Source organism: Simonsiella muelleri ATCC 29453 (genome assembly GCF_002951835.1).
In the GTDB taxonomy this organism is placed as follows: Bacteria; Pseudomonadota; Gammaproteobacteria; order Burkholderiales; family Neisseriaceae; genus Simonsiella; species Simonsiella muelleri.
Genome location: NZ_CP019448.1, coordinates 1,661,769 through 1,686,883 on the forward strand (window position 1 = coordinate 1,661,769; position 25,115 = coordinate 1,686,883).

Annotated in this window: 22 protein-coding genes; 7 read left to right on the forward strand and 15 right to left on the reverse strand. The window is 40.4% G+C overall.

The features are described from left to right. Nucleotides 1–76 precede the first annotated feature (76 nt). A complete protein-coding gene (locus BWP33_RS08215; protein WP_002642155.1) occupies nucleotides 77–1,213 on the reverse strand; it encodes an RNA-guided endonuclease InsQ/TnpB family protein in 1,137 nt (378 codons plus the stop codon). 44 nt (nucleotides 1,214–1,257) lie between these two features. Here BWP33_RS08215 and tnpA point away from each other — a divergent pair, with 44 nt between their 5' ends. Then, complete coding sequence (gene tnpA / locus BWP33_RS08220; protein WP_002642156.1) at nucleotides 1,258–1,674, forward strand: IS200/IS605 family transposase; 417 nt, start codon at nucleotides 1,258–1,260, stop codon at nucleotides 1,672–1,674. A 12-nt stretch (nucleotides 1,675–1,686) separates the two neighbouring features. Here tnpA and BWP33_RS08225 read toward each other — a convergent pair whose 3' ends face one another. From BWP33_RS08225 to BWP33_RS08260, 7 genes are all read right to left on the reverse strand, one after another. Beyond that, complete coding sequence (locus tag BWP33_RS08225; RefSeq protein WP_002642157.1) at nucleotides 1,687–1,872, reverse strand: hypothetical protein; 186 nt, start codon at nucleotides 1,870–1,872, stop codon at nucleotides 1,687–1,689. A gap of 10 nt (nucleotides 1,873–1,882) precedes the next feature. After that, complete coding sequence (locus BWP33_RS08230) at nucleotides 1,883–2,821, reverse strand: hypothetical protein (protein ID WP_002642158.1); 939 nt, start codon at nucleotides 2,819–2,821, stop codon at nucleotides 1,883–1,885. 32 nt (nucleotides 2,822–2,853) lie between these two features. Continuing rightward, entirely contained in the window at nucleotides 2,854–3,555 is a 702-nt protein-coding gene (locus BWP33_RS08235; protein ID WP_002642159.1) for a hypothetical protein, read from the reverse strand. Between the two features lie 77 nt (nucleotides 3,556–3,632). Beyond that, nucleotides 3,633–4,061 (reverse strand): Aca2/YdiL-like domain-containing protein, encoded by a 429-nt coding sequence (locus BWP33_RS08240; RefSeq protein ID WP_002642160.1) that lies wholly within the window; start codon nucleotides 4,059–4,061, stop codon nucleotides 3,633–3,635. 54 nt (nucleotides 4,062–4,115) lie between these two features. Continuing rightward, the gene (gene acrIIC5 / locus BWP33_RS08245; protein ID WP_002642161.1) at nucleotides 4,116–4,508 is read right to left on the reverse strand and encodes an anti-CRISPR protein AcrIIC5; all 393 of its coding nucleotides are present in this window, start codon (nucleotides 4,506–4,508) and stop codon (nucleotides 4,116–4,118) included. Between the two features lie 227 nt (nucleotides 4,509–4,735). Continuing rightward, entirely contained in the window at nucleotides 4,736–5,152 is a 417-nt protein-coding gene (locus BWP33_RS08255) for a hypothetical protein (RefSeq protein ID WP_002642162.1), read from the reverse strand. A gap of 91 nt (nucleotides 5,153–5,243) precedes the next feature. After that, complete coding sequence (locus BWP33_RS08260; RefSeq protein ID WP_002642163.1) at nucleotides 5,244–12,185, reverse strand: LPD3 domain-containing protein; 6,942 nt, start codon at nucleotides 12,183–12,185, stop codon at nucleotides 5,244–5,246. Nucleotides 12,186–12,309: 124 nt separating this feature from the next. On the opposite strand from BWP33_RS08260, the gene BWP33_RS08265 reads away from it, so the two are divergent. Genes BWP33_RS08265 through BWP33_RS08275 form a run of 3 tightly spaced genes read left to right on the forward strand, consistent with a single transcriptional unit; the run spans nucleotide 12,310 to nucleotide 13,475 of the window. Then, complete coding sequence (locus BWP33_RS08265) at nucleotides 12,310–12,879, forward strand: hypothetical protein (RefSeq protein ID WP_002642164.1); 570 nt, start codon at nucleotides 12,310–12,312, stop codon at nucleotides 12,877–12,879. A gap of 1 nt (nucleotide 12,880) precedes the next feature. Further along, nucleotides 12,881–13,093 (forward strand): hypothetical protein, encoded by a 213-nt coding sequence (locus tag BWP33_RS08270; protein ID WP_002642165.1) that lies wholly within the window; start codon nucleotides 12,881–12,883, stop codon nucleotides 13,091–13,093. Continuing rightward, nucleotides 13,083–13,475: a hypothetical protein gene (locus BWP33_RS08275; protein ID WP_002642166.1), complete on the forward strand. Its 393-nt coding sequence runs from the start codon at nucleotides 13,083–13,085 to the stop codon at nucleotides 13,473–13,475. The genes BWP33_RS08270 and BWP33_RS08275 overlap by 11 nt, the downstream gene beginning before the upstream one ends. A 162-nt stretch (nucleotides 13,476–13,637) precedes the next feature. Here the strand turns inward: BWP33_RS08275 and cas2 are convergent, their stop codons facing one another. The 6 genes from cas2 to BWP33_RS08305 all read right to left on the reverse strand — a co-directional run bounded on the left by cas2 (nucleotide 13,638) and on the right by BWP33_RS08305 (nucleotide 21,846). Further along, nucleotides 13,638–13,910 carry a CRISPR-associated endonuclease Cas2 gene (gene cas2 / locus BWP33_RS08280; RefSeq protein ID WP_002642167.1) on the reverse strand — a complete coding sequence of 91 codons (273 nt, stop codon included), beginning with the start codon at nucleotides 13,908–13,910 and terminating at the stop codon, nucleotides 13,638–13,640. 60 nt (nucleotides 13,911–13,970) lie between these two features. Then, nucleotides 13,971–18,257 carry an LPD3 domain-containing protein gene (locus BWP33_RS08285; protein WP_002642168.1) on the reverse strand — a complete coding sequence of 1,429 codons (4,287 nt, stop codon included), beginning with the start codon at nucleotides 18,255–18,257 and terminating at the stop codon, nucleotides 13,971–13,973. 70 nt (nucleotides 18,258–18,327) lie between these two features. Beyond that, nucleotides 18,328–19,104, reverse strand: a complete 777-nt coding sequence (locus BWP33_RS08290; RefSeq protein WP_002642169.1) for a hypothetical protein — start codon at nucleotides 19,102–19,104, stop codon at nucleotides 18,328–18,330. Between the two features lie 2 nt (nucleotides 19,105–19,106). Next, nucleotides 19,107–19,472: a hypothetical protein gene (locus BWP33_RS08295; RefSeq protein ID WP_002642170.1), complete on the reverse strand. Its 366-nt coding sequence runs from the start codon at nucleotides 19,470–19,472 to the stop codon at nucleotides 19,107–19,109. Continuing rightward, complete coding sequence (locus BWP33_RS08300) at nucleotides 19,469–20,416, reverse strand: hypothetical protein (protein WP_002642171.1); 948 nt, start codon at nucleotides 20,414–20,416, stop codon at nucleotides 19,469–19,471. The genes BWP33_RS08295 and BWP33_RS08300 overlap by 4 nt, the downstream gene beginning before the upstream one ends. An 11-nt stretch (nucleotides 20,417–20,427) precedes the next feature. After that, nucleotides 20,428–21,846: a hypothetical protein gene (locus BWP33_RS08305; protein ID WP_002642172.1), complete on the reverse strand. Its 1,419-nt coding sequence runs from the start codon at nucleotides 21,844–21,846 to the stop codon at nucleotides 20,428–20,430. Between the two features lie 107 nt (nucleotides 21,847–21,953). On the opposite strand from BWP33_RS08305, the gene BWP33_RS08310 reads away from it, so the two are divergent. From BWP33_RS08310 to BWP33_RS08320, 3 genes are read left to right on the forward strand one after another with little or no spacing between them, the layout of a single operon-like run. Then, nucleotides 21,954–22,463 carry a hypothetical protein gene (locus BWP33_RS08310; RefSeq protein ID WP_155999571.1) on the forward strand — a complete coding sequence of 170 codons (510 nt, stop codon included), beginning with the start codon at nucleotides 21,954–21,956 and terminating at the stop codon, nucleotides 22,461–22,463. Next, nucleotides 22,460–23,185, forward strand: coding sequence for a hypothetical protein (locus BWP33_RS08315; RefSeq protein WP_002642174.1), 726 nt, complete (start codon nucleotides 22,460–22,462; stop codon nucleotides 23,183–23,185). The genes BWP33_RS08310 and BWP33_RS08315 overlap by 4 nt, the downstream gene beginning before the upstream one ends. A gap of 3 nt (nucleotides 23,186–23,188) precedes the next feature. Then, on the forward strand, nucleotides 23,189–23,764 hold the full coding sequence (locus tag BWP33_RS08320; protein WP_002642175.1) for a hypothetical protein: 576 nt from the start codon (nucleotides 23,189–23,191) through the stop codon (nucleotides 23,762–23,764). A gap of 59 nt (nucleotides 23,765–23,823) precedes the next feature. On the opposite strand, the gene BWP33_RS08325 is transcribed toward BWP33_RS08320, so the two are convergent. Continuing rightward, complete coding sequence (locus BWP33_RS08325) at nucleotides 23,824–25,089, reverse strand: phage tail protein (protein WP_002642176.1); 1,266 nt, start codon at nucleotides 25,087–25,089, stop codon at nucleotides 23,824–23,826. Between the last annotated feature and the right edge of the window lie 26 nt (nucleotides 25,090–25,115).

Below are 25,115 nucleotides of genomic sequence, written 5' to 3' on the forward strand. Positions count from 1 at the left end.
GGTTCGTGTTGCTGACAACCTTACTGCATTGTTCACTTCACACGCGCTACGGACACGTCCTGCCCTGATTTTTGTTTTAGGCTGCCTGAATGGCTTGCCCACGTTTCAATATATTGATTGCACCGACTACATCAGCGTTGTTCTGATAGCCGCATTCTACGCATTCAAAATTCGCTTGCGTTTGGCGGTTGTCTTTAGCGGTATGTCCGCAGCTAGGGCAACAACGGCTGGTATTTTGTGGTGGAACGGCAAACAAAAAGCCACCATTCCAAGCCAATTTATACGCCAACTGTCGTCTAAATTCCGCCCAAGACTGGTCTAAAATTGCGCGATTTAAACCTGATTTTTGTTTGACGTTTTTGCCGTGCTGTTCAGCATCGCCTTTTGCTGACTTAGACATATTAGCCACTTGCAAATCTTCAACATACACAATCGCGTGGTTTTGGCTGATTTTGCTGCTGATTTGATGCAAGTAGTTTTTACGAATATTGCTGATTTTGTGGTGTAATTTGGCAATTTTGGCTTTTAACTTTTGCCAATTTTTAGAAAATTTAGTCTTGTTTTTAAAGCGTTTTTGCAGTTTAGCTAATTTGCCTTTAAGGTTTTTGAACGCGTTAATCGGCTCAAAATATTCGCCGTTGGACAAAGTTGCAAAACGCACGATACCCATATCGATACCGATTTCTCCGCCGTTGGGTTTTGGCGTTTCCGTCTCAAATTCTGTTTGAATGGAAACATACCACTTACCGCATTTTTGGCTGACGGTTACATTTTTCAGGCTGCCTGAAACATTTCGGCTATTGCGATAACGCACCCAACCAATTTTTGGCAAATAGATGCGGTTATTTTGTTGTTCCAATTTGCAGCCTTGCGGAAATCTGAAACTGTCTTTTTCGCCCTTGCGTTTGAATTTTGGAAAGTCCGAACGTTTAGCGAAGAAGTTTTTGAATGAATTTTCTAAATCTTTGAGCGATTGCTGCAAAACTTGGCTGTGGCAATCTTTGAGCCAAACTAGCTCACGTTTCCATTCGGGCAACAGATTAGCTATTTTGGTGTAACTGAATTTAAATGATTTATCTTTTTGATATTGTTCATTTTGATACGACAAAGCCCGATTGAACACGAAACGCGAACAACCGCAAAACTGTTTCATTTTGCGGATTTGTTCGCCGTTTGGCATCAGTTCAAATTTAAAGGCTTTGAGTATCTGCATGATTTCATAGATAATGGGATTTTTGATTATTTTACACTTGGTCTATGGAAAAGGAAACCGATTTAAGACGTGGAAGACACGTTGTTTTTAACTTACACGTTCATTTAGTCTTTGTTACCAAATACCGCCAAAAGGTATTCACAAAAGAGATTTTGGACGATATGCAGCAGATTTTTGAAAGCGTTTGTTCTGATTTTGAAGCGCAACTGGTGGAGTTTGACGGCGAAAACGACCATGTTCATTTGCTTGTGAATTATCCGCCAAAAGTGTCCATTTCTAAACTCGTGAACAATTTGAAAGGCGTATCCAGCCGTATGATTAGACGAAAAAATTACCCCAGTATTCGTGAGAAATTGTGGGGCGGTGCGTTGTGGTCTCCGTCTTATTTTGCAGGAAGTTGCGGCGGTGCGCCAATTTCTATTATTCGGCAGTATATTGAGCAACAAAATACGCCTGACTGAATATCATCGGTTTTAGGACTGCTTCGCAGTCCGCGCCTTATATCTCCGCCGTGAACGGCAAAGTTTTACGGCGCAGCCTGATAAATACGTTACATCAGGCTCTCCATCAATCACGAACATATATTCGCTGTTAATGGATTTTTCACCTAATGATTTGGTTTTTTGATATACGTCAAAAGCATTTTTAATACTAAACATTCAAAAACTCCTAATCAAAAACTGATGTCCCTTTAAATAGGGATTCATCATAACTATTTGTATTACTTTTAAATAATTTTGTTGATTCGTTAATCGCACTGCTGATTGTGCTACTGGCAGCCGTTGTACTCATTTTAGAAATATCTGCAAAATCCATAGAACGTAACGATTGTAGTGAAACTTGCACTTCAAGGAAAATATCCCCCATTGGACTATAAGGTGCATCAAGAGGTTTGCTAATACTTTCAATAACCATCGGTGGATAAGTTTCGCCTTTGTAAGACAATTTCACGTATTTTGGCGCAAGACTCGGAAAAAATGTAGCATACCCCACATTTTTAGCAACATCACTCATGCCGCCACTCTCATCGCTATTTTTGACTGCATCACTGGCAGAATGAAGTGCTGTTTCTGCTAATTCTGCTGGGTATGCCATTTTCAACAACGCTTGATACGGAGCAGCAACTTCACTTTGTGGGTCTTGCCATGCGCGAAAAATCAAGGTCATGCTGACTTTCAGCGGCGAATGCCCCGAATAAACCTGCGTACTGTTTAATTTGGTAATGCCGCTGCGCCCCTCGACAGCATCTGAAAACGCTTGAAATTTGTTATCCGAATTTTTTTCTTCAGAACTTTCGCCAATAAGTCCCAACGCTTGACTCAAGTCCGCAATGCCACCTGTTTGCGCCAATCCCATTAGCGACATTTTCTCACTTTCGGCTGACATATTTTCAAATGGCGAAGCCCAATTAAATGATTGTTCTACGCTACCTTCTTTCACGGCTGCCTTGAAAGAAGCTCCGCCATCAATCGGTGCGCCGTCTTTGTCGCATTGTGTGAAATTTGCAATCAGATTTGGGTTGAGGCTGGCATAATTTGATGACGGCGCATTTGTGGTGCTTGCCAAACCCAAAACCGTTGAAACAGCGTTTTCTAACCATGTTGCCATGTGCTTTTATCCTTTCAGGCTGCCTGAAAAAATTACAAATCCATTGCTTTGCGCCGTTTCAAAGATTTCAGACGTTTGGCGCGTGCTTTTCCCGAATGCGCTTTGAGTTGCATTTTTTTGATTGCTGCTTTTTGCTTAGCGGATAATTTCACCGTGCCTGAAATGCGTTTGCGAACAATGGTTTTCACACCGTTGCGAATCGCGACTGTGCGCTTGTAAGTTGCGTCCATCACGGCTGAATCGCTGTCTTCATCAAATTCAAATGCGGCGGCGTTAATGGCTGCCATTTCTGCATCTTCGCCATCCACACCCATATTGATTAAAAATTCGTGAATATTCTCGGCTGCCGCTTCATCGCCATCATTAAGCATCGCTGCAACGTCTTCATTATTCACACCTTGTGAAATCAAATAGTCTGAAGCAATACCGTATGCCAACTCCAACACATCTAATTCGTCATCGTCCAAATCCCCATTTTTGTCCGCGTCAACCGTACCAATCATGATGGCATCAAAACGGTCTACAAGCGTTTCGCCTGCGTCTAAATCGCTGTCATCAGTCTCCAACCACGAAGAGATGCCACCAGCAACATCTAATTTCAATGTGGATAATTCAGCAGCCGCCATATCGTCTTCAGCGGAATAATTCAAACCGTCAAATGTAGCTTGCGGTGGATTATTTTGTTTAAGGCTGCCTGAAAAAGCAGCTTGTCGCATTTGGTCAAGAATATTCATGAAAAAAATCCCTTTTGCTATGATAGAAAACGGTATTTTCTAATAACAAAAGGGATTTTTAGTTAAGTGTTCCTGTTTCAGGCAGCCTGAAAACTTGCTGCCCACAAAGCACGATTTTTTTGATTATCGTCCCTACCAACAAGCCATTTGAAATACTCTTCAGGATTAAAGATTATTAATTTTGCTCCAAAATCAAAATGTAGTGTTCTTGCAACACTTTGTGTGAAACGCCATTCTAAAATGTTCTCACAATATTCAGGTGCTGAATAATAAATAACCGAAACATGATTTAAATTCATACCTTGTGTATCAATTAAATCTCGAATCATTTCTTGTCTTCGATTCAAAAGCGCGTTGATATTATCAATAATATCGGGATTAATAGTCCGTTCGCCCTTTTCTAAATATTGCCAACCTCGCAAAGACATTTTGCCCAAGTGAACCGCTGCCTCATTGGTTTTTAATCCTAACAAAATACGTGCATTTTTTAATTCTATTGGTGTCATATATATGCTCCTATTTAAAAAAGGCAGCCTGAAAAAAAAAGACTGCCCTCTTTATTAGTTTTCACATTCTGCATAAAATTTTTGCAGATATTGTTTTGCTTTATTAAATTCTTCTAAATCATCTTCAAGAGTGAAGCCATAGCAATTTTCAACAAAATCATCAACTTCTGTGTTGTCAATTTTAACTAATTGCCCAGCTGATGATACTTCAATTTCACAAATATTAAACAAATCGCTATAAGAGGAAGTATAATTTTTCTCTACCCAATCTTGGACAGAAGCACAATTTTCTTCGCGAAGCTTTTCTTCCCATGACTTGCGTTTATAGCCATTCATTTCATCGTTAATTTCTTCAACTAAGCAGTATTTTTCCGCTTGCTCTTTTGTATTAAAAAGAGCACGAGCAGTGCCGTCGTATGAAACATGAAATTTAATTGAGTTATTCATTTTTTATCTCCTAAAAATTAACTGACTTCATTATGTCGTCTGTTGATGTTCGTATTATGTTCGCTTTTGCGAACAAATGCAAGTGCTTTTTTAGAAATATTTTATTAATTTTTGATTTTATTAAATATTTTTTTAATGCGCCGCGTTGAAAAAGGTTGAGACCAAGCTTGCTTAATTGAAAAAAAACTGCCTGAATCATGAATCAGATTCAGGCAGTTTAAAAATCATCAGATTTTCTCTTCCATTTCTTCATCGTACAAAACATATTCGCGGTTATCGTCTTCTTCAAGCGTGAATTTTGTATTGCCTTTGAAATAGGTTTGGCGGTACATTGCAGAAAATTTTTCAGCAGCAACAATGGTATGTGCTGGCGTTTTGCCGCGATATTCTGCCACCATTTCAGCGTCTACATTGTCTGCATCAAATGAATAATTTGCCTCAATCAATTCTTGTTTAACCGCCCACCAATATACGCCAAATTCTTGATAAGCATACGGATATTTTTTCAGCCGATTAGCCACCACTTCAAGCGCAAATGCGCCCAAATCCGATTTGCCTGTATTTTGTTTAAGTTTAGCGGCGGTTTGCGCGACTTCATTATCCCAATCTTCTTGGGTTTTAAAAAAACGGTAAGATTTTAGCATGGTGTTTTTTCCTTATTTTACGTGAGATGAATGGTTTCAGGCTGCCTGAAACAGCCCGAATTTCACATAATCACATCAAAACGTCAATAGATTATTGATTGCCCACCCGAATCTTCTGAATATCATCAGGCAGATAATCTACTACTTCGTCAAATTCTTTGCTTGGGGCATAACCGACCCATCGGTATGGTTCGTGGCTTCCATATTCTTTACGTTTAATGAATTGACGAATCAAAAGCGTTTCACGTTCTGCTAATTCTTTGAAAATATCCGAATAATTCGCATCATCTGGTGTGATAATGATATTTTCTTCTTCAGAAAAATGATTCAAATCATGATTGTATCCACCTGCGGAATTTCTGTTGATTTTTTCGCGCGGATAGTATTCAAACACCTTGTAATCATTGTGATTATTCATTTTCAAAATACAAATCGTACCGTCAGGCATTTTGGCAACTGTTTTGTTTTGAATGAATTTTCCATGATTCACTAAGTACAGTTCGCCTTTTTGCAAAATTTCAATTTCTTCCAATGAAACAGCACCATCTAAACCAACCGCATTTTTTGCGCTTTTGCCAGCGTTTTCGCGCAAACGCGTTTGCTTGTCGGTTTCGTTTTGCCAAACAGTGTATTCACGGTGATTTTCAGGCAGCATGAAATTTTCATCGTTGCGATAGTCCCAAATGTGAGTTTTAACAAGTTTGAAATCAACCATACCATTTTGAGCCGTGATTTTTTCAATAATCGGCGCATTTTCCACGTTTAAATAAACACCTCTGTATCGATCATAATTGCTTTTTCGTTCGGTTTCCAAACCACTGAATCGCTCTGCCCACACTTCCATTTTTAAGGACGCTTGTTTGAAAGCAAATTCGTTTTTCTTGCTATCGTTTTTATCGTGATTTTTCTTGGCAACTTCAAAAGCAGAAAAATCTTTCAGCATTTTTTCAATTTCTTGAATCAAATAATCGCGTGGTGTAGCATTGTTTCTTAGCCATTCGTTCGCTGATTTCATGATGCCCACACTGACTGCTTGAGATTTGACTGCCATTCGGTCTAAAGCATCTTGTTTGCGTTTGGCTTGTTTTTTCAATAAAGCTTCAAATTCAGCCGCTGAACCATCAAAATTAATCAATTCATCGATTTCTTCTTTTGTTTCTCCTTGTCCGATTTCCGCGTAACCGCTTTCGTTTTCTGCCTTGCTCATTACGCTTTCAATCCAATTGGATTTGCGGTCAATCGTTGTTCGGCGGTAGGTATCAAAAGTGCCGTCCGCTTCGTAGAAGTATACATTGACTTTTTCGGCAGTGTTGCCTTGACGAATGCCGCGCCCATTGCGTTGAGTAATGCTGTCGGGTGTCCAATTCAATTCCAAATGATGAATGGCTTGACAGCCTTTTTGCAAATTGATGCCCACTTCTGCCTTTTTGTTCGCAATCACAATTACATAGCCATTTTCTTCATCATCTGAATTGAAACGCTCTTGCACATCAATGATTTCATCGGGGTCTGAATTGAATTTGCCCGAGATGAATGTGATTTTTGATGCAGGAATACCGCAATTTTGCACAATCGCACGTTTGATTTTGGTGTGCATTGCCAAGCTTTCTACAAAGATGATTTGTTTTGCAAATTTATTTTTCAGGCTGCCTGAAGCGTCTTTGTAGCGAATATGTGCTTGCTCTTTTTTCACATTTTCCAATAACGCAGCAACTTTCGGGCTGATTTTGTTACCAATATGCACGTTTGCTGCATCAAGCATATTTTCAAGCTGCATCTGAATTTCAAACACATCACAATTCAATACAATTTTGCCATCTTCCAATTTTGCGCTTGCTTTGACGGTGTATTCAATATCATCATCAAAACCATCATTGCTTTTTTTGACTTTCTGACTCACGACACTGTCAAAATTGGTAGGCATATCATTTGTTTTGAATGTCTTGGATTTTTGGTTAAATTCATCAACAACTTTTTGCGCGGATTTTTCATCTTCAACAAAATAAGTTACCGTGCCTGTATTCAATTCCAAGTCTAACAACGCTTTGGACATTCGCGTAATCATACTGAATGGATTGGCTAGCAATTCGTTTGTGATGCCGCTATCCAACATATCTTGATATGCGCGATATTCCATTTCATTAACCGTTACGCCAACCATAATATCTTTGTTAACTTGTTTCATTCGTGCAATGCGGTAGGCGGCTTTGTATTTGGCTAATTCTGCTTTTGTTTGTGCATCAAGTTGCACGCCATCTGAAAGCATTTCACTTTCCACTTGCTTGAATGATTTGCCTACGTCTGCTGCTTCTTTCACATCTGCCGTGTTTTGGATTAACGATTGAACTAAAGTCAAATTTTTAATGCCTACAAGCGATTGAATAGAAACTTCTTCTCCAGTGATGTTTTGGTCATCACGATATGAAATTTCACAAATTGCATTAATGAAACCATCTGAACCGTCAATACCGCCCAACATCGCTTGATTAACACGTTCTTCGCCAACTGCTAAACTCATCATTGAATAGATTTCAAGCGGTGAATTGGTTACAGGCGTTGCGGTTAACAACAAAACACCGTCCTTGCGCGGTTGATTTTTTCCACGCAAAAACCACGTCTTCACATTCATATCAATCGCACGATTGGACTGACTGCCAGCGGAAATACCTTTCACACGATTGTTTTTAATGGCTTGTTTCGCGTTTTTGTAGTGATGCGCCTCATCAATAACCAGTGCATCAATGCCTAAATCTTCAAAAAACGGCGCATTGGTTAATTTTTCGCCACTCAAAATAGTATCAAGCAAATTTGCACCTTTGGCTTGTGCTTTTTCATTTTTGGCGGCGTTTTGTTTTTCTGCAAATGAGGAATCCACTGAAGCTAAATACTCCACATATTCTTGCGCCGTTTCTTCACGCAAACGGATTTTCTCAAATGCTTGTTGTGTCATGAAAATTTTGTTGTGCTTATTCTCTAAAACACGGTTCAAATCACGCGCATAATTTTTGCTGTTCACAACAAAATCGCCGTTTTTGTCCACGTCAGCACCAATGAATAAGCAGTTTTCTTTTTCAGGCTGCTTGAAATATTTGCTGCTTTCTTTTGCCCAATTACTCAAAACCGCATTTGGCACAATGAAACACACTTTCTTTTTCGTACCGGTTTCCAATGCGTATTGCGCGGTTGCCAGCGCGGTAACCGTTTTGCCCAAGCCTACGCCAAAGCTATTAATCCCACCAAATTCACGAGCTTGCTTGCGAATGAAAGCATTTTGATAATCGTGCAAGGAAAATTCGCCACTCTCCCCTTGAATAGTCAAAGGACTACCGTCATCAACCGCCGCAAAACGGCGATTTTCAGGATTTTGGGCTTTGGCACGAAGATTATTCATGAATTCATCATCGGCTTTTAACCAAGTGTCTAATTCGCTGTTCCAATCGTTGATGATTTCACGGATTTTAGCCAATGCTTCTTGGTCTGTGAAATGGTCAAATTGGGTATTTTGCAACGTAATATTGCCTGTTTCCAAATAGTTACCAATGCGTTTTAAAAGGCGGTCATTGTCGGTATTGGTAGAGCCGTTGATGGTCAAATAGAATTTGCCATTATTCGGATTTTGTTCACGGTACAGCTTCATACGCGAAACGCCACGATTAACACCTGTTTCGCCTTTTGATGACATCGCTGCGATTTTTTGCTCTAAAAATCTTGAGATTAACGCTTGGTCTACAAATTGAGAACGTACATCAAATCGCATCTTACCGACATCAACAGCAGGCGCACGATTGAATGCCATTTGGCGCATTTTTTCCAATTTGGCGCGGATTTCTGGCGTTTTGGCTGCCTGAATATCAGCATCAATTTTGTCCAAGCAATCTTTCAGGCTGCCTGAAAAATAATCGTCTGCTTTCATGGCTTCTGTGCCATCTGCATTGATGCACCAATCATCGTTTTCAAGTGGATTAATGCCCAATTCACGGACTTTTTCAGACGGCAAGGCAAGCGTACCGTTTAGATATTGGATTTGTTCTACTTTCTTTTCGGTCGTTAATTCAGGCGTGTCTAACACCGCGCTTTCGCCTTTCCATGCGGCGGAAAAACCTGTTTTGCGGTCGTAATGTAAGTTAATTGCCTGAACTGATTTTTTATGTTTATTCAATGCTTTATCAAATGAGACACGCGCTTTCATGGCATCGGACAAATCCGCGTGGTCTTGGGTTTGGTCGCGTCCACTGAAATTATCCATAACGTATTGCACCGACAAACCAACCACCACACGCTTGAATTGTTGTTCTCGTTTGTTTTCAGCTACTTTTGGCAAATCGCGAATAAGTCCAACCGTCCAACTAGGCATCGCGCCATGTTGCGCGGTACGTGTTAAATATTCAGCCGTTTGCATGGCTTGTTTGGCGGTAACTTTGTTTTCAAACGCAGACAAAGGTGTATCCAATTTTGCCAAAATATCATTCGCCATGCTTTCGGCTTCGTTTTCACTGGCGGCTACCGCTTCAAATTTCACACCGTCAAACACATACGCTTGTCCGTTTTGGTAGATGGTGTCGCCTTGATTGTAGGCAATGGGTTGCGTTTGAGTTGTTTCCAACATATTCCAATCAATACGGCTACCTGAAAAACGTTTGATTGCGCTGGCAATATTCGCCACGCTGTCGTTATTTAATACAGCATAGACTTTTTTCTTATTACCATCTTTGTCGGTTCGCCAACTTTCTACTTCGCTTTCTTTCCCAAAAATGAATTTTTTGTTTTCAGGCAGCTTGAAATATTGTCCGTCTAAATAAGGTGTCCACATCACATTAGATGTTTTCAGAACTTCAGGATTTTGCGCTTGTAATTCTGCGATTTTTTCGGTTAATTCTGGCGAATATTTGCGGTAAAAAATCACATCGGTTGCGACATCAGCCGCCGCCGTACCAAATACGCTATTGGGCAGGCGATAAGCTCCAATAAATTCAGCTACTTGGCTCGTCAAAACACGCGCATTTGTGGCTTTGCCACCTTTGCTATCCAAAAAAGATGATGGCACAATGAACGCCGCCAAACCGCCATGTTTGAGTTTGTCCAAGCTACGCAAAACAAAATAGGTTTGCAGGTTTTCTTTTTGGAATTTACTGTCTTTGTTGCGGTGTTTTCGCAATGAAACATCGCCAAATGGCACATTGGTAACAATCGCGTCCACCGAATGATCAGGAATGGATTGCGCTTTTTCTTCAAAACTTGCCACGTCAACATGGTAGCGGTCGCTACCGTTAACCAATTGATTGACTTGTGCGCTGGTTTCGTCCATTTCCACCGCTTGCACAATGGCATTTTGTGGCGCAAATGCACCAAAAATACCACTGCCACCGCAAGGATCCAAAACTTTACCGCCTGAAAAGCCCATTTCTTCAACCGCTTGCCACATCGCCGCAGCAACAGGTGCAGGCGTGTAGTATTCGTGTGCGCTGCCTGTTTTACCGTCTCTCGCTTTTAAACCGCCACCCGAACCTGAATATTTGGCTAACACGGCTTTTTGTTCAGGCGTGATGTTTTCGGGCGCGATTTCGCCGCTGTCCACTTTGTCCAACAGTGCGAAAACGGCGTTGTTGTCATATTGGCGTTGCGTTTTGGTTTTGGTTTCGTCAAAGGCGTACAGTTGAGCAGTATTCAGGCTGCCTGAAGTTTCTTCTGAATCATTTGTTGTTACATCATTTCCTTGAGAGTCAAGGATTTGCAAAATGGTTAATGTTGCTTGGTTCTCTACAATGATTTGCGCTTTATCAAAAGTTGCAGTATCATCATGTTCAGTCGTCTTTATCTTAAAATTCCCCGCTTGGCTGTTTTCAGCTTCAATGCTCTGGAACGCGGATAAGGCGACTTTTTCTTTAATTTTTTGTGTATATGCAATCAATTCAGGCAATGTTTCCAGTTCGCCATTTTCTTTTTCACCAGCTTTGGCTTCAAGATGTAATTGATAACCATCAATTTCTACCCATTTTTGATAAGTGTGAAAGGCGACAAAATCACTGCGTTCTTTGTACAGATTTTCTCGTCCAATATACGTTCCTGTTTTAAATACCTCTGTGATATGACCAATTGATTTAGCAGCCAATTTCCCACGACGTCCATCATGAATTAAATGTTTCACGCTTTGAGCAGAATTGAAACGGATTTTTGCGCCATTAGATGCAATAATGACTTTACCTTGTAGATTGTCTTTTAACCATTGATTGACCGTTTTGCCCAAATCATGACGACTTGCATTTTCAGGCAGTACTAATTCAGGCACATCAAGCGCATCACTTGGCGTATTCAGGCTGCCTGAAGTGGCAGCTTCTGAATAATTGAGTGTTACATCATTTCCTTGTGGGTCTAATACTTGCAAAATAGTCAAAAGCGCATTATCATTTTGCGCATCGGAAACAAGTCCCCCAAAGGCATTATCCATTGTTGGATTGCTGGGGAGGCGTTTCCGATTTTCTATATCTAAAATTCGTTGTGTATAGGCAATCGTATCGCCATACGCTTCAAAACGTCCGTCTGAAAATTCTGCCGCTTTGGCGCGTAAATACACACGCATACCGCTATCCAATTGCACCCATTTTTCATACGCGTGAAACGCGACAATATTATCTTTGCGTGATTTACTTAATGGCTCTGCACCTTGATATTCACCTGTTTCAAAAACATCTGCTACAAATTGAATAGATTGAGCAGCCAATTGACTACGGCGAGCATCATGCGCTAAATGGTCAATACTCAAATTTCGATTAAAGAAAATTTTTGCACCATTTGAGGCAATAATACTTTTGCCTTGCAAGTGTTTTTTTAACCAATCATTTGCCATTTTCCCCCACTGTGCAGGCGTATTATTTTCAGGCAGCGTTTTGTCGCTCTTCACACTCAATTTGAGTTTGATTTCGGCTAATTCTTTGGTTAATTGCAAACGCGCTGCCATATTCAATACGCTCTCCACAATTTGCGTTTTCACGTCTTTTAGGCGTTTAATTAAGCCCAATTTTTCGGTTACGTTCATTTCACAATCCAATCTAACAAAAGCCGTATTTTCGTTGGAAAAGGTGTGATTTTTTCGGGCTATTCCTGTTTCAGGCAGCCTGAATTTTATGCTAGAATTACGCTAAAAAAGAAAGGATACTCTCGTGTCGCTCAACCCAAATTACCGCCTATACGCGTGGCATAGTGGCGAATTTCGCGCTACGGATAATATCGCGCAATTAGCCGCCCAAATGCCGTTTTTGAGTGGCAACGGTGCGAATATGTGGGCAACACAAGGCTATTATTTTTGGACAAATGAATACGATGCGACACAATGGAATAGACATCGCTATGATATTGTTGTCGCAAAATATATTATTGAATTTAAAGATGAAACGCATTTGTATGATTTGGTTGGAAACGCTGTGCATATTCGGCATTTTTTGAGTTTATTGGATATTTTGACCCAATATTTTCCCAAAGATGCACCACGTTACACGGTTCACGGCGTGTTGGCGTTTTTGAAAGACAATCCCGAATTGTGGCACGATGTTTTTCACGGCGTGGCGGTTAAATTGGGCGATAAGCATACATCGCGTATACCGTTTGTTACATCACGGCGCGAATATTTTCAGGCAGCCGAACGGCATCAAATTTGCATTTTTGCCAGTTGCCCCAAAGCGATTTTCCCAAAATGGACGTTGCAAAGCATCAACACGTACGAAAGGTTTTGATATGGACGATTTTCACGACAAAATGGCGCAATTTTTCGCGCAAAAATCCGATGATGAATTACGCGAAATCAATCAAACTTTGCAGCAATATAGCCGTGAAACAGGCGGCGTTTCTGTGAGTGAATGGCTAGGTATCGCGTTTCACGTTCAAATAACTGAATTTGCCGCGCCATGCTATATTCCGCGCCATTTAGGGGAAAATTATGCAGCGTAGTTTTACCTATCGCGTGTTGCAATGGCAATATCAGTACGCGCCGTCTCATGCCGATAATCCGCCTACGTTTCACGACCAAAGTATTCAAGTTATCCCTAGCGATGATAATCGCAGCGTGGTTTGTGCCTTGTTTTGCCCTATTCAAGTGAATACTGAAAATTGGCAATTAAGCGGTTTATTGGATATGCAATTTACGTTCGCGCAATTATCTGACACATCAAGAGAAACCGTTTCTCATATTCTGCAATCGCAGCAAGCCTTTATGGAAGCGGCTTTAACAGCAACCGTTAATCAGCTTATTCAAAATTTTCTTGTTCATACACCCGAAACCCAAACGCCTTGGGTGGAATTTTCTCAATTTGATTTATTTCAGGCAGCCTGAAAACAGGAACAATCAAAAACCGCATTGTCCAAAAACGGATAATGCGGTTTTCTGATTAGGGAGCGATAAAATGCTGAATATTCTAAAACGCTGTTTTGTTTATTGGAAATGCAAGAAACCCAAAATCCGCCAATCCAAAAGCGGCAAAACCTACTACGGGCTTTAACGCTGCCAATTTTTTAATAAAAATTCTTGTGCGTTTTGTTCAATACCAAACCACTCAATATTTTTAGCGTTCACGACAATCAAATTATCGTCATCATCAATCCATTCAATCAGCTTTGCCATGATTTCTGTTTGATTTTGATGAGCCGAAAGAAAATAGACGGATTGTTGCAATTTGATTGCGCCTAGTTTATGTAATTCATCGGTAAGACGATGATAATCTTGATTGGGGCGTTGCAGATCGTACATAATAATCAGATTGTATTTCATTTTAAAAGCCTTTCGATTTGTTAATGGGGATTAACATTATACCGAAAGGCTTTTTTTCATTTAGAACAATTCAGCGTAGGCTTTCATGGCATCATGGGCTAAATCTTCGTATTCGCTGCCGTCCAAATACAACAGCCAATCTAATTTATCATCAATTTCGCCGTCTAAAATTTGCTGCAAGGAATATTTTTTTGCGATTAATTCATTGGCAAATTCTCGGGCTTTTTGGACGTTTTCGTCTTCGCTTGTTTGGTCGTCTTCATTTTTCTCAGTGAAGCCGATTTGCGATAGTTTTTCTTTCAATCTATTAGCGACATCGTCTTGACTGTCTGGCGGCGTTTGCGTAGGATTATTCTCATTAGCACCGTGAAGCCCGATAGGGGATTGTGGATTGTTTCCATTTTCGCCTACCAACTCTGGCACGGTGCTATTTTCAATTTCAATCGTCTCAACCGAATTAAGCTCACGAATGGAAATAATTTCAATATTCCAGCCGTCTTTGCCATCTTCAATATCGTCAAAAACGCCATTGACACCATAAGCTTTTTTACGCAAAATAGCATTCATAGAGATTGTTTCAGCTTCTGACCGACCAGCCTTGATGTTGGAGACAGTATCGGGGGCTGAAACAGTCTCTTTCTCGTTTGCGCTATCCATAACTGCGCGACTGTGATACGCGATAAATACAAATTCGCCGTTTTCACGTTCACCAACTTTCACAACGTGATTGATTTCTTTGTTATCCACAACGACTGTATTCCCAAAATTATGGAATGCAACAAATTTACCTTTTTTACCCGAACGGTCTTTCGCTAATTCAAATTTACCTAAATATGTGCCGTTTTGTAACGTTTCAGGTACAAACGGAATAAGGCTTGCACGGATTTTATTCTCTTTCGTACCCAGTTTTAATTCGCCTACTGATACAGCATTAAATAACACCTTCCCAATTTGCGTATTAACGTATTTGCCTTGCAATTGGTCTAACACACGCCCAACCGCTTCTTTGAAACTTTCATCATCTGCATTTTGATATTTACTCAAATCCGTATCAATCGCAGAAACGTCAATTTCTTGCGGTTCTTCATTTTGTTTAGGACTTACAGGGGCATTATTATATTTATGAATAAGTGCGTGTGAAAACGTCCCATCAGGATTTTTAATAGTAAATTCTTGAATATCTTGCACGTCTTGACTACTGTTTTCACTATTCAGGCTGCCTGAATTTTTAAATTTTTTCTCCAAATATCGCGCAAAATTTTGTTCAGATTTGGTTTCTAATGCATAACCTTTGTTATCGCTATCCCATAAAGTTACCGTTTCTACATCAATATATTCATCTAATTTACGGCTGTATTTTTCCATTGTTCCGTTGCGGACTACGCCATTTTTCAATTTGATGATTTCTTCAATATGTTGGGCAGTAGTTTGAATTTTGCCTAAAAAATCTACTTTTTTATTCAATACTTTAAGTACCAAACCTGCATCACGCACAGACATATTTTCAGACGCAATCCATTCTTTGATAATCGTATTTTGCGCATCTAATTCAGCTTTTTCCTGCGCCATCTGCCGCTCACGTTCTGCTTTTTGTTCATCAAATTTTTGTTTGCTTTCATTAATTAATTTTTGGCTTTCTCGGTCGCTAGCCAAATAATCAGCATATTCTTGGAAATCTTCATTTGTTTTCAATTCATTACCTGCCAAATTGAAAACAAACAAATTCAAATTATCCCCTTGACTTTCATTATCCGAATCAATATCATCTAGCGCATAGTCGTTTTGGTTAGGAACAACATTCCAGCTTTTGGAGCTGGGGGTTCTAGTACTATCCAAAACGGCTTTTTGTTCGTCTGTCAAAACAACATCATAATGCAGCAAACCTTTTTCATCTTGTTCAATCACAATTTGAATAGGAAAACTTTCGCCATTCACTTTTGAAGTATTCCACAAACGGAAATAATGCGCGATGTGTGGTTTTTCAGCTTGTTTGCCATTTACTTCAAATCCACTGCCTACGCTTTTTGCTGTTGCAATTAAATTTTCAATATTGGCAAGAATTTGTAATTTCACAGGATTAGCAGAATACCGAATCATCTCATCAATACCTCGCTGACGGATTTCAATATCCGCATCCAAATGATGATTGAAAATCCATTTGCCGCGCAAACGTTCTAAATGCTCACGCGTAGCTTGGCGCAATTGTTTCACGCTTTCAGTATTACTTAAATCAAAATTGCCCAATTCTTGACCTGTTAATTCATTTGCGTTTTTATTTAACTCATTCAAAATACCTGACTTTCTGGCATTCTCAAACAAGAAAAATTTACGCAATTTGCTCAGGCTAATGCTTCCATTTTTATCATGAAATCTTTTAGGATTTCTGATTCCATTGATAATTTCTTGCCCTAAATAATCCGCTAACGCTTGGTAATGGCTTATTTTTCCCTCATTTAAAAAATCGGGCAAGCGGTTTTCAGCCAGCCAGTTTTTCAAGATTTCTGCTTGCTCTGAATTTAAGTCATCAAAATAAGTTTGCACAAAATTTTCGGCTTCATCAAAAGTCGCCTTGTCCGCAGTCAATGGAATATTTGAATTAACTAGCGGTTTTTTTTCATCTTTCAGGCTGCCTGAATTTTTCTCGCGCACTTCCAAAATTTCAATGAAAATATACGGTTCATTATCTTGCGCTGCATCGTAAATGGCTGTATGATTGTTGCATTGCGATGTGGACGTAGGCTCAACCTGAACCGTAGGGCGATGCGGAAGTTGGGAGATACCCGATACATCATTAGCACTATCGCCAGTAAAAGAAGTCGGATTGTTTTCGGCTTCTTTTATTTTTTCTGCGTTCTTCATTGCATAAGCAATCAAGCCATCTCCTGCAACCAATAATCCATTTTGCAATTCGCCTGCTTTCACTTGCAAATTCATTTTCGTGCCATCTTTCAATTCAACCCATTTGCGGTAGGTATGGAATGCCACGAACCCATCTTTTTCACGTGCTTTGTATAATTCTTGGCGTTCAATGAATTGCCCCGTTTTTAACACTTCAACTGCAAATTCAGCAGCTTGTAAAGCCAAACCATTCTCACGTTGCATAATGTCATTGGTAATATGCCCTGTAGATTTGCCACTAAATCGTACGGTTTTACCATCTGATGTGGTAATCGTTTTGCCTTGCAATTGTTTCAAATACGTTTCCAATGCCTTACGGACTTCTTTTGCAGTGGCATTTTCAGGCACATTCAATGGCTCTAATGCACTTTCGTCTAACGGTTCAGTTTTCAGGCTGCCTGAATTATTCCGCGCTTCAATCTGCGCATTCAATTCTTCCAAACGCGCTAATTTTTGCGCCTTTTCGCTTTCCAAACGCGCCAATTCTTCGGTTTCGGCGGCTTTATTGGCATTGGCTTTGGCAAAACGCGCGGTATTTTTCTCCACCAACGCCATGACACGCCGCGCAACAGTAGGCAAAGGCAAATCTTTGCCATTTTCTTTGGCAACTACAATCGTGATATCTTTACGGTTCAACAGCCATTTCCAGCTAATTAACACATCATCAGGCGCGATTTTGGCAGGCGTTGTGTCGGGATTGTGGAACAAAACCGATACCGTTTGTCCGTCCGTCATTTCATACATCACTGCAATATTGGTTGTACCGTTTTTTTTCATTGGCGCAGAAATCTGAATGCCATTTTCCACAACTTTCAGGCTGCCTGAAGTGCGGTTTAACGCCAAACCCAATAATTGTGCGGTTTTTTCTAAACGCTTGTTTTCTACTGCCAGTGCATCAAAAGCAGCCTGAAATTCAATTTGTGCGCCGTCTTGTTCTTCATCAAAACAAATCGCATCAAGCGTTGCCGCTTCGGTTAATTCGCCATATTCATCGGTTTTGCGCATTTCGTAGATAAATTGTGCGGCGGTTTTGTCCGTCCAATTTGTGTTGAAACCTTGTGTCATCATGTCTTCGTTCTCGTTGTCAAAAGGAAAAGATTGTGCCGTAACAGGCGCAGCGTGATTGCCAAATTGCAACCACCATTTGAGCTGTTGCATCGTGCAAGAGAAAATTTCAGGTGTATTGCCAGTTGTCAGACGATAAGCATTAATTGCTTGTTCTTTATCGTAAAAATCCAACATGACCTTATGTTCATCAAAAAATCCGCCGTGATACTGATTGATGATGTACGCCATTTTTGAATTTGGAAACAAGCCGCGATAAACATCAATCGGTTCGTTATCTGCTCCGCGCGTCTCTGTTATATAGCCATAATCGGCGGCGTATTGCCGTGCCTTGCCGTTCTTGATGCGGTATTGTCCGCGCGTGATTTCAATTTCAATTTCCATAAAAAACCCTTACACTTCAAATACTATTGAGTGTAAGGGTTCTGTTGTGTTTTTTTGGGCTGTGTTCCTGTTAAGCTTTGCCAGTGGCAAACACCACTGAATAACTCGCACCGCCTATATTGATATACAAATCCGCACTAAGTGTTACTTCACGCGCGATTTCTGCCACCATTAACCGCGCTGGCAACACATTATTCAAGCCATTGCCAATTTCAGTTGCAAAATAGCCAATATCATCAAGCAATTGAACGCGTAAGCGACTGGTTAAAAAATAATCACTTTCTTGATGTTCCAGTTGGGCGATTTCAGGCAGCGTGGCGCAACTTTCGGGATAGCTGCCGTCTTTTTTGCAATACAATGGCAAAATTTTAAAATCGCTCCCCCAAACGCAACGGATAAAAGTTTCTAAAAATGCCGTGCCACGTTTGCCATTCAAGTACCGCCAAGCCATGAGTAAATAACGCATTGCATTTTCTTCTAACGCTTCGGTATTGAAATTCGCTACATTTTGAGAAACAAGATATTGACGCAATAAGGTTCGCGAACCCAAATGCGGCGCACCGTAAACATTCACATCATTGAATCTTCCTGAAAGCTTGGCTTTAAACAAAGCAATCAATAACGCGAAAAACTGCGCTTCTACTTCTCCATAACGATGCGATTTAACCAATGGCAACAACTGCCTATCAGACTTGCGTTTTTCCTCAATAATGACAATAGGATTGATTGGCTTAATATTCCCACTGTCATGATTGCTGTTGTCTTGGTTTTCTTCTTCACGCCCAAACGCCAACGGAAAAGTTGTACGGTTTTGCGTGGTTTTGAATTGAAGTGGGTATGTTGGCATGATTAACCTATGATTGGTTTGCGTTTATCCCATGCGACTGGGCGATAATTGCTGTCGTGGTTGTCCAACGACATGATGATGTATTCACGGTTTGGATTCAAACCGTTAATGCGCCAAGTGCCGTCCGTATCGCTCCAAGTGCTGGCAACAAAACGCAAACTTTGTTGCTCTAGTACAAAAACTTTACGAACCGCTGGTTGATTATCAACCGTAACAATATCCGTCAAGCCTGATGAAAAAAAACCAACGCCCCCCGAAAACCCACACGACATAAAACCACCTTGCAAAATATTACCCAAGGATTTCATGTTGTAACGGCGTGTATTGCTTTTAAACAAAAAACCGCCTGAAATAATTGAATGACTCATACGCCATTGTCCGCCCAGTAAGATGCATTAATTAAAAAGAAAAATCTGTCGGCTCTTCCCAATTTAAATTTCAAATAGTTATCATTGCTGCCATCAATTTTAATGACACTTCCATCAGGAAGATTATTAAGTGATTGACCACACTTAAAAAATCCTGCCAGTAATCCGCGTATGCTATCAAAAACTGTTGTGTTATTACCTTGATTATTCGACTCAAGCAAATAGCATTCAGCTGCCTGAAGACCGCCTGTAATTCGATCAGGGTATGGCGCATGACAGGAATCATGTAGCATCAGACTAATTAAATTTGCGGAAACTGCCTTTGGTGTGCCATCCCAGTGTTTCGCTATCAGCATATTGCGAGCGTAGGAATCGTTGACATAATAGTTATTAGTTACCATTCCAACAGGATAATGATATTCGTAATCGTGGTAATGTCCCGAATAGAACAATGTATTGCCAGTATCATTTGGCACGACAGTAGGAAAGTCGCCAAAAATCAAACATTCGCTGAATCCACCATCAATACTGGAAACCAATAAGGTAAATGCCTTGTCATGCCCAATCAAAAACCACTTCCCAGCATTTGTACTTTGGACTTGTTCTATATAACCAAATCTACTGAAATTGTCAGGATAAGCAAAAGAATCAGAAACATCATCAATTGCACTCATGCTGCGACAACCCATGACCGTTGCGTATTTGGTTGTTGAGTTTTCAACGCGTAAAAAATGGCGATTGCTACTCACATTCGTTGAACGATAAGCCGCAGAATTACTGCCCGAATAGGCTTTTTCCCAGCCAAGTGGTTTTTTACTTCCATAACCATCAATCAAGCACGCGTCAAGCAGCGCAATCAGGCTGCCTGATTTGTTGGTTAATTTTGGCGCGTCAGAATCGGTTGATTGAAACAAAGTTACGGCTTTTTGTTTGGTATTTATCATGATTTTTCCTTTTAAGAATAGAGTTTTGTTGCAACAATTTTCACGCTATCGCTTGAAACATAACGGAATGTTTCAGGCAGCAAGTTGCTGCTTTGGACGCTTTCAATATCAATATCAGAAACACCGTCTTGCAATTCTGTAATATTTTCACGCAAAGATTTAACGGTATTTTGCCAATTGATGCGTTGTCCGCCTTTTCTTGCCCATGCGCTGTTTTTTCCGTATTGCGCGACCAAATACACGATAATTTTCTGCTTGACCGCCGCTTCATCGTGCATCGGTGCAAGGGTTAGTGTGATGTTGATGTTGATTTTTTCTTCTACCGCATCAACGAATTTCAAACGGTAGGAATTATCGGCTGCCTGAATAATTCGCGTGATTTGGGTTTTAGCTTCATCAATATCTATGCCGTCTTTCAAAAACGACACAAAAAGCGTGTTGATGTTGTCCACATTTGCGCCGCGAACCGCTTCTTCTTTGCGCTCATTCCACACATTCAAAAAAACAAACGGCGACAATTTGCGCTGCACCAAAAATTGAAATTCGCCCAAAAAAACCGCGTTGTTGTCGTACAGACTCGGATAATTCGTGATTTCGCGCAACTCATCAATTGAGAATGGTGCTGCACCTGCTTGAATCAAATCCGCCGACAAAATCGTCAAATCTTCTTCATGCGTTTGCATATATTCAAATTCCAACGCGGTAGCGTTGTTTAAAGTGGCGTTTCCGTTGGTGTAGCGCAAAATAAATGTGATTTCTTCGCCTTTTTCGGGAATGTAACCTGCTTTGTTTTCCAACCCAAATTGCACCATCACATTCATCATCTCATCACAAACCAAGTGATAAGCTCGTGTATTTGCGCTGACGTTGTTGAATTTTTCCGAGAATTGAAAATAACCACCGTCCGAATGTTTAACCGCAACATCCAACAAATAGCTATCGGTTTCAGGCTGTGGAATATTGATTGTGTAGAAAGATTTTTTTTCGGTTACGGTGTGGACTTTTTCGCTTAATTCGTACTGTTCAATTTGAACCGATTGCGTTTCGCCTGATGCAATTGTTGTGCCATTTGCAATTGTCCAAATTCTCCCTTTGTTGTCCAATAGCCGCCGTCCAGCGGTAATATTGTGTGTGTAAACGCCTTTGTTGATGATGTTCGCACGGTAAATCGCTGCCTTGCCATAAGGCAACACGCCACGCATCGCCGCATCTGCTAAAACCATGTTGTCTCGTGCTTTTACCCACGGTTCAACTTCGGCTAAACCCAACTGATATGAAAGCATGGCTAACATTTGTGCCATCGCACCAATTTGCTGAGTAAGCGTTACATCGCCTAACGCCAAACGCGCCGACAAGGCAGGATAATTGCCACTAGATAATTCGCTTATTGCCGCATTATAAAATTCTGATTTCTGAAAAACGGTAGACATAAAAATCACATTCCAATCAATTAAATGTGATTTTAGGGTTTCAGGCTGCCTGAATGATTTAGCGTTCCTGTTCCATTACACAGGAATTGAAATGAAACCATTTCATTATGCTGCGAAAATACATTTTTTATTTTTCAGGCAGCCTGAATATGCTGACACAAATTCCACACGCAATAAATAAATCCAGTCGTCTTTTAACTTTGCGTCATCCAAATGCCGTTGATGTCTGGGTGTACCGCAAAATATTCACGCGCCAAAATCCTGAAACTTTAGGAGGAGCATTAGTATTGTCCAATGAAGATGAAGATGAATATGAATTAATCAAAATTGGCGAGGGTAAAATGTTGTTTTTAGGACGTATTTCAGGCAGTGATTTTGCTGTTAATACGCTTGACTATGGCGAGAATGATGTCGTAGCGTACATTGTGCCACTTAATGAAAACGAGTTTGAACCGAAAAATGATGACCGCATCATTTGGATTGGTCATGGTTTTGCCAAACATTACCAAATCCATGACACAGCTTCATCTATCCAAATGCCGATGGCGCGTATGACGGTTTTCCATTTACAACCGCTTGAACAGCCTTTTGATTTTGAAAATGGAGACATCACTTGAAAAATAATATTGGAAGAATTCTGCCTATCAAACAATCATTTGTTGAGCATTTTTTAAAAGGTATAGATGAAATCATTCCTGTCAATGATGAAATGCAAAACTGGTTGAATCGTGATAGAAGTCTGCGTGCAGTGATTTGCGCTGACCGAATGGTTGATGACGTTGAAAAATTGCTGAAAAAATACCACGACACCGCAAAAGGCAGTGAAAATGGCATCAACGCACCTTTGCCAATTGTATTAATAGCTTTTGCTAAAGATGCACAGCCAATTTCAGCCGACCGTAACCGCGCTTTGCCCAATCCTCAATACGCGCAATTAGTTGAAAATGGCGAATGGTATAAGATGCGTTCTGATTTTGTGGAGCAGCGTGTTCAAATCGCGTTTTTAAGCCACACAAGCAGTACAGCAAAATCAATGACTAGCCAAATGCGCTTGTATTTTTCAAGGTTCAACCAATACCGATTTCCGATTAAATGGCATTTTGGCGGTTATGATTTTGTGCTTTCAGGCTGCCTGAACGAAATACCTGTTTCTGACGATTTGGCAGATTTGCCAGAACGCACGAATTTAACTATTTTGACGTGGACACTCACGCTTGAAGTTCAAATTCCATATTTGACTGCGCCCATGCCACACACTTTTACTGCTGATGGCAAAATCAAAGGTTACTCAGTCATTGAATCGGTTGATTTGACAACCCAACCAAAGAAAGGAATTTAAAAAATGTCTTTATATCCTGCGGTGATACGTGAATACGATGCAACACGAAGAAAGGTTCGCATTGAGATTATAGGCATGACTGATGGTGATAATTTGCTGCCTGAAAGTGATTTGATGTATTCACTTGGCGACAAATCCAGTCATACTGAAATTGAAATTTTGTCTGGCGATACGGTTTGGGTGGATTTTTTGGCAAATGATCCACGCTATCCAATTGTGGTAGGATTTCGTCCGCCTGAAGTGGGAAACGTTGTAGGTTGGCGACGATACCATCATCAAAACATTGAATTGTCTGCCGATAGCGAAATGATTTTAAAAGGGAAAAACCTCAAAATTCAATTTGAAACCATTGAAACCACTGGTACAACAACCAACAACAGCCAAATCACAAATAAATCTCCAGTCGTTAATGAAGAAATTGTCAGCATGAATGCTGGCATGAATAATGGCAAAGGTGGAACGGTATCTTGCGATGGCGGCTTGAATGTTGTCAATGGCGATGTTACATCAGATGGCATCAGCTTAAAAAATCATCATCATCAAGGCGATAGCGGCGGAACAACAGGACACGCACAATAAAATTAAAAATTTCAGGCTGCCTGAAACATGAATCATCATGATGGGCAGCCTGAATTTTTTTAATATTTGATGACAGGCAAAAGCGCGACGTTTCGGGGGCGGGTTTCGCCACTGTTAATAATCTCATCTGAAGTCGCTAATCTACCAAAACTTTGATTCATTGCAGATTGTTGGCTGTCGCTGTTGCCATAAGTTGAGTAAAACGGAAACGGTTCATCAGTACGCCATTGTCTCGAAATCACTGAAATATCATCATTTCCCTGATTTAATTCGCCTATACCATGATAATGTTTTTGCATAGATTGCGTTTGTTTTGAGCCGAAGACGCGCCCCGAATCAATACCACGCCCCAAATCAATACCGCGAATAAATTCCCCACGCAAATCAGGAATATTGAATGTGGTAGAGCCGTCCCCATTGCCAAATGTCGTACCGATTGCCGCGAACAGATCTACATAAACCGTGCGAGAAATCGCCGCGCCATTGCAAATTAACCAACCATCAGGTGCTGTGGAACGCGCCACAAATTGAACCGTTGCCACTGGCACAAGATATTGTTGAAACATTTCGCGGAAATTTCTATCGGTTAGGATTTTTTCCCATGCTTTCCAGTTGTTTTCATCTTGCAAATTATCATCTGAATCATCGTTTCGATACATCAACGAATCGCCTGTATCGACAATTTGCGTACGCTGACGATTAAAACCCAGTTGAATACCTACTCCATCAGGATTGCCTGTTTCATCGGGCGCACCGACTAAATTTGTCTTGTCTCCTTGAAAACGAAACAATGCGGTATTCTGAATGGTGGAAAGATTATTAACTTCAATCAATTCAAACGCTGGATGTGTGATATTAACTTTTTTAGCAAATAATTCATGATGCGCATTTTCATCTTTGATATGTTCGTCCAATTCCACAAACATGGTAAAATTTTCCAAAAATTGAACCGTAACTTTCTCATTTGCCAAAGATGAAAAGGTCAATCCAAACACCAAAAGAGATTTTTTTAATGGAGAAACAAAATCAAAGTTTTTGCCATCTTTTCGTTTGACGGTCGCAAAAACCACACCAGAAATACCATCAATCAAATGTACTTCATTGTATGTGTATTCTTCGGTTGCGCTTGTAATTGTGCTGCGAACGGTTATTTGATTTTGACTACCAGACACAATGCCTGTTGCATCAAATCTTCCTTTTTTCACGCCGTCCGAATAAACATCTGCGTATTTGATGACAATGCTAAACCCATTCTTATCAGGAATGTTGTTTTTTGCAGCGTTAATTCCTGCTGTGGTAATTATGACACTTAATTCATCTGCCATTTTTTGCTCCAAAAAAAATAATGATT

Excerpts from the sequence above, each read along its gene's own strand:
- BWP33_RS08215 (WP_002642155.1), bottom strand. The coding sequence starts at position 1,213 with ATGCAGATACTCAAAGCCTTTAAATTTGAACTGATGCCAAACGGCGAA.
- tnpA (WP_002642156.1), top strand. The coding sequence starts at position 1,258 with ATGGAAAAGGAAACCGATTTAAGACGTGGAAGACACGTTGTTTTTAAC.
- BWP33_RS08225 (WP_002642157.1), bottom strand. The coding sequence starts at position 1,872 with ATGTTTAGTATTAAAAATGCTTTTGACGTATATCAAAAAACCAAATCA.
- BWP33_RS08230 (WP_002642158.1), bottom strand. The coding sequence starts at position 2,821 with ATGGCAACATGGTTAGAAAACGCTGTTTCAACGGTTTTGGGTTTGGCA.
- BWP33_RS08235 (WP_002642159.1), bottom strand. The coding sequence starts at position 3,555 with ATGAATATTCTTGACCAAATGCGACAAGCTGCTTTTTCAGGCAGCCTT.
- BWP33_RS08240 (WP_002642160.1), bottom strand. The coding sequence starts at position 4,061 with ATGACACCAATAGAATTAAAAAATGCACGTATTTTGTTAGGATTAAAA.
- acrIIC5 (WP_002642161.1), bottom strand. The coding sequence starts at position 4,508 with ATGAATAACTCAATTAAATTTCATGTTTCATACGACGGCACTGCTCGT.
- BWP33_RS08255 (WP_002642162.1), bottom strand. The coding sequence starts at position 5,152 with ATGCTAAAATCTTACCGTTTTTTTAAAACCCAAGAAGATTGGGATAAT.
- BWP33_RS08260 (WP_002642163.1), bottom strand. The coding sequence starts at position 12,185 with ATGAACGTAACCGAAAAATTGGGCTTAATTAAACGCCTAAAAGACGTG.
- BWP33_RS08270 (WP_002642165.1), top strand. The coding sequence starts at position 12,881 with ATGGACGATTTTCACGACAAAATGGCGCAATTTTTCGCGCAAAAATCC.
- BWP33_RS08275 (WP_002642166.1), top strand. The coding sequence starts at position 13,083 with ATGCAGCGTAGTTTTACCTATCGCGTGTTGCAATGGCAATATCAGTAC.
- cas2 (WP_002642167.1), bottom strand. The coding sequence starts at position 13,910 with ATGAAATACAATCTGATTATTATGTACGATCTGCAACGCCCCAATCAA.
- BWP33_RS08285 (WP_002642168.1), bottom strand. The coding sequence starts at position 18,257 with ATGGAAATTGAAATTGAAATCACGCGCGGACAATACCGCATCAAGAAC.
- BWP33_RS08290 (WP_002642169.1), bottom strand. The coding sequence starts at position 19,104 with ATGCCAACATACCCACTTCAATTCAAAACCACGCAAAACCGTACAACT.
- BWP33_RS08295 (WP_002642170.1), bottom strand. The coding sequence starts at position 19,472 with ATGAGTCATTCAATTATTTCAGGCGGTTTTTTGTTTAAAAGCAATACA.
- BWP33_RS08300 (WP_002642171.1), bottom strand. The coding sequence starts at position 20,416 with ATGATAAATACCAAACAAAAAGCCGTAACTTTGTTTCAATCAACCGAT.
- BWP33_RS08305 (WP_002642172.1), bottom strand. The coding sequence starts at position 21,846 with ATGTCTACCGTTTTTCAGAAATCAGAATTTTATAATGCGGCAATAAGC.
- BWP33_RS08310 (WP_155999571.1), top strand. The coding sequence starts at position 21,954 with ATGCTGCGAAAATACATTTTTTATTTTTCAGGCAGCCTGAATATGCTG.
- BWP33_RS08320 (WP_002642175.1), top strand. The coding sequence starts at position 23,189 with ATGTCTTTATATCCTGCGGTGATACGTGAATACGATGCAACACGAAGA.
- BWP33_RS08325 (WP_002642176.1), bottom strand. The coding sequence starts at position 25,089 with ATGGCAGATGAATTAAGTGTCATAATTACCACAGCAGGAATTAACGCT.